Source organism: Streptomyces sp. NRRL F-2580 (assembly GCF_000720115.1).
GTDB lineage: Bacteria > Actinomycetota > Actinomycetes > Streptomycetales > Streptomycetaceae > Streptomyces.
Window position 1 is genome coordinate 1 of sequence record NZ_JOIR01000087.1, and the last position, 4,202, is coordinate 4,202.

Consider the following 4,202-nt stretch of genomic DNA (forward strand, 5'->3'; position numbering starts at 1 on the left):
ACGCAGAATCCAACTCCGACCCCACTTGGTCGACGGCTGCCTCACGGCCACACATCTGGCCATCGACCCACCGACCCCACCCTGAAAACCTCAGTAGTTGGCGGGTCGGTCTGACGTTGATTGACCACGTCGAAGACGACACCGCGGCCGACAGGCTGGCCACCGACGCGGCACGGCACGGCTGGCATCTGATGTCCCCGACCGGCATCCGCACGCCGGCGGCGCGCAGCACTATGCCGCCTACCTGGAGAACGACGACGGCTTCGAGGTCGAACTCGTCGCGATCAACCCATCACAACGAAACCGAGATCAACCGATCCACAGGTCTTGACGATTACTCCGCCCCGGCCAGGCCCTGTCAGGCCATCGCATGCGGGACGACCCGAAGGGCGCACTTCCCGCGGGTTGCCGACTCCGAGCGCTCCACCGTTCGGGTGACGTGACGTCAATCTGGTTGTCAATGACGTAGTGCAAATGGGTTACTGTACGCATCCGAACAGGTGGGCCGCCGGCAGCTGGCCCACCGTCAACCCCAGGGACGGCGTTCCAGGCCGGTGTGCCGGGCCAGGGTTCGGCTGTCGTTCTGACCGTTTTCCTGCGTGCCCGCAGAGGCAGCAGTTCGGGCCGGCATGTTCCCTCACCACTGCTTCGATCGGCTTGAGCGGGAGGGCCATCCGCGTTCTCGGCGACAGAGCGCTGGCCCCTTCCCAGGCCCATAGGCCGATGTGGCCACATCGGCCGATTGGGCTCCCGGGCGGCTGCGAGCCGCCGACTCCAGGCCCCGGCAAGAAAATCCACGGCAGCGCCCACTGATCGCTGACGAGCGTCGGTGAAGCAGGGGCCGCCGAGGACAGACCGTTCCTACGCACATCCAGTCCGTCTGAGCAGGAGGCACATCATGCCTTTCATCCAGCAGAGCACATCGGGCCCAGTGACAGGCTCCACCGAGCACTTCGCCCCCATCACGGTCACCGGCGCGCAAACCGCCACACTGCTGCCCGGTGAAACCGCAGACGTCACCCTCACCTTCACCAACCCGAACAGCAATGTAAGGGCCCAACTGACCTCCATTGCCGCCGGCGATGTCGTTATCGACACCGTTGCGAACGCCGACGACATGACGTACTGCCACGATCAGATAGAACTGTCCACAGTCGGCGTGGGCCCCCTGCCCACGCTAGACCTCAGCCAGGCCAACCTGCCATTCGTGCTGCCTGCCGCTGTGAAGTTGAAGGAAGACTCCGACATCCGCTGTCAAGGGATGACGTTTCACACCACGTGGACGGTCCAGGCCCAGGCCGTCCGCTGAGCGCGGTCCTCATCACCTACGCCATCGAATGAGCCGCGCGATGGACTGCGTCCCGGCGTAAACCGAAGGCTGGCGCACGGTGTCACTCCCAGTAAGTAGCGACAGGCCTGTTTGATCGTCCTCACGAGCTACGCGCCTGAGCCCGGTTCAACCGCCGCCGACAGGGGTGCGGAGACCCCACAGACGCCACCGGCAAGGACCAGCCGTAGTCCGCAGCGCGCTGCTGGAAACCGCCGTCGCGCTGCGCGGGCGGCTGCGTTCACGGCACCAGATCGCCGCCGCGCTCATGTCGGAAGTCGCTTTCGCCGACGGTTCCACCGACCGCTCGCCGGCCTCCCGCCGGACACCCTCATGCAGGGCCGCCGCTCAGCGGTCAGGCCCCCTCCCTACGCGTATCGCCTACAACCGGCGTAGCGCAGGGATCACCCGCCGTCCCCCCGGCGCCAACCCGAAAACCTCAGTAGTTGGCCAGCTCGGGTCTGTCAATCGAACGGCTCTGTCTCACATTCGGTGGTAGCGGAGGGTGGAGTTACCCGAGGAGGATGCGGTGGCGGAGCAGGGTGAAGCCTGCTCGTCCGTGCATCTGGCGGGCCATTCGTTTGGTCTTGGTGTTGACGCCTTCGGTGGGTCCGTTGCTGTACGGAAGTGTGACCGCGGCGATCACGGCGTCGCGGTCTCGCTCGAGGCCGCGGGTGAAGGCGTGCAGGTGTGGCAGGTCGGCGGTACGGACCTGGGCGATCCAGAGTCCGAGTGCGTCGGCGTTCTCGGGCCGGGGTTTCAGGAGCGGGGCGAAAGCCCGGATGGTGGTGGGCAGGTGGGTCATCTCGGGGCAGGCGGCGGTCAGCTGGTCCAGGAGGTCGCGGTGTCCGGTCTAGGTTTTCGGGCCTGGTCAGGAGCATCCGGGCGAGTCTGGGCGGGGAGATGCGGCTGCGGTCGGCGTCCGCGCGGCCTTGGTTGATGTACTTGTGCAGGAGGTTGAGGCAGCCGGTGAAACCGAGGGCCTTGATCTCTTCGAAGAGGTGCTGGACGGGGACGGCGGGGTCTTCGGCCCGGCGTTTGCGCAGGTGATCGCGGTGGGGGTCGACGAGACTGGACCGGCATTTGGGGACGCGGAGCATCCGCTCGGGCCGCTCGGCGCGGGCATAGCGTTTGACGGTATTCAGGGCCAGTTGGAGGCGGCGGGCGCATTCCAGGAGGCCCACGCCCTGGTTGAGTAGGCCGTGGACCTGGTGCCAGCGTTCCAGCGTGGTCTGGGCTCGGGGTCCGTCATAGAGGGGGGCGTCGAGCACACTGGCCCAGCAGGCGCTGTGCGCCTTCACCTCGTCCAGGGCGGCATCGCACAGGTTGTGCCACAGATGCCAGCGGTCACTGACCTGCACCGCCTCCGGCAGGGCCCGGCGGATGGCTTCCGCGTAGGTCGTCGATCCGTCACGGCACACAACCTCGACCCCCGGATGCGCACGCAGCCACGCTTCCAGCGTGCCGGCCGTGCGGTCGGGCAGGACATCGATCCGTTCATGGGTCTCGGCGTCGATCACCACGGTGGCATAGCGGTGCCGCCGGCGCAGAGCGAAGTCGTCCACGCCGATCACCCGGGGAATCCGTCCGGCCGGCAAGGGGATGCCCAGCAGGACGCGAAGGGCCGTGTGACGGGACAGACCCATGGCGAGTGCTGCCAGCAAACGGACTCCCGCCCGGCCCGCTAACTCCTTCACCACCGCCTTGACCTGCCTGGACAGACGGGTAGTGCGCCGCTGATAACGCTCCAGCACCCCTGGCACCTGCTCGCGGAAGGTCTGGCGGCACCCGCGCGTGGGACACACCAGGCGCCGCACCCGTACTCGGAGCACCACCCGCCGGCCGTCGACCGGCACATCGGCCACCTTCCGCCAGTGATAGCCGTGCACCTGCCCCGACACCACCCCGCACACCGGGCAGGGAGCCGGCTCTCTCGGAGCCAGCGCCCTCACCAAGACCCGCCCGTCCTCATCGACCACATCCTCGATGACCAGCGGCGATATCCCCGAAAACACCATCTGCACAAGCTCGTTGCCATCCATCACACCAACAACAACGACCTCGACCACTCTCCGTCACCACCGAATGTGAGACAGAGCCGTTCGATTGACGGACCCGCCCCCAGCCGGCTGCCAACCACCAAGACGGCCCACATTGCAGCGCAGACATCCACCCCGGTCGGCGACGGAGCGGGCGGCCCTAGAGTGTTGTCCGGCGGGGGCACGGGCACCCGCGGAACCCAAAAGGGAGAAGCATCCATGGCCGCCGCTGCCGTCACCGAAGGACAGCTGTACCGCGACCTCGCTCCCGACATGAAGGCACGCGACCGGCGGCTGCGCGTGACCAAAGTCGGAGAGACACGCGCCGAACTCGTCGTCGAGCACGACCTCGCCGGCCTCACCGGCAAGGCCACCCATGCCAGTTTGGTCCGTCTGCGGTCCTCCTCCTTCGAACTGATCGAAGACGCCACCGACGACGACCCTCAGTACCCGGCCCTGCTTGCGGCCATCTCCGAAGTCCACCGCCGCGACGCCACCCCCGCCGACTACGCCCGCGCCGCGCTGCACGTCGTCCGCGAGATCTCGCAGTAGGGCCCCACCATCCGATGCGCTCGATCACGCAGCGCCACCCCTGGGACGCGCGGACAGGATGGTACGGCGCTTGCGGTGATGTCGCCGAGCACCCCGCAGCGCCCGCCCCGGTGACCGAGGAGAACCGACTGGGCCCGGCGGACTCGCGTGGCGCCCCTGTGGCCGGCCCTCCGCCCCACCCGCGCCCCCGGCCCGTACTGACACGCACGCCCCCGCCCCGGCAGCCGCTGTACGCCTCGGATCCGAGGCGTACCGGGAGATGTGGGCGGCCGTGTGGGCCGCGC

2 protein-coding genes and 1 pseudogene are annotated in these 4,202 nt (G+C 67.8%); 2 read left to right on the forward strand and 1 reads right to left on the reverse strand.

Annotated elements, in window-relative coordinates:
* The first annotated feature begins 898 nt into the window (after positions 1-898).
* Entirely contained in the window at positions 899-1,309 is a 411-nt protein-coding gene (locus IF88_RS0139415) for a hypothetical protein (protein WP_030724298.1), read from the forward strand.
* Between the two features lie 529 nt (positions 1,310-1,838).
* Here the strand turns inward: IF88_RS0139415 and IF88_RS41770 are convergent.
* Positions 1,839-3,369: pseudogene (locus IF88_RS41770) on the reverse strand (ISL3 family transposase).
* 216 nt (positions 3,370-3,585) lie between these two features.
* Here IF88_RS41770 and IF88_RS0139425 point away from each other — a divergent pair.
* Complete coding sequence (locus IF88_RS0139425) at positions 3,586-3,918, forward strand: DUF6354 family protein (RefSeq protein ID WP_030724301.1); 333 nt, start codon at positions 3,586-3,588, stop codon at positions 3,916-3,918.
* The last annotated feature ends 284 nt before the right edge of the window (positions 3,919-4,202 follow it).

Excerpts from the sequence above, each read along its gene's own strand:
- IF88_RS0139415 (WP_030724298.1), top strand. The coding sequence starts at position 899 with ATGCCTTTCATCCAGCAGAGCACATCGGGCCCAGTGACAGGCTCCACC.
- IF88_RS0139425 (WP_030724301.1), top strand. The coding sequence starts at position 3,586 with ATGGCCGCCGCTGCCGTCACCGAAGGACAGCTGTACCGCGACCTCGCT.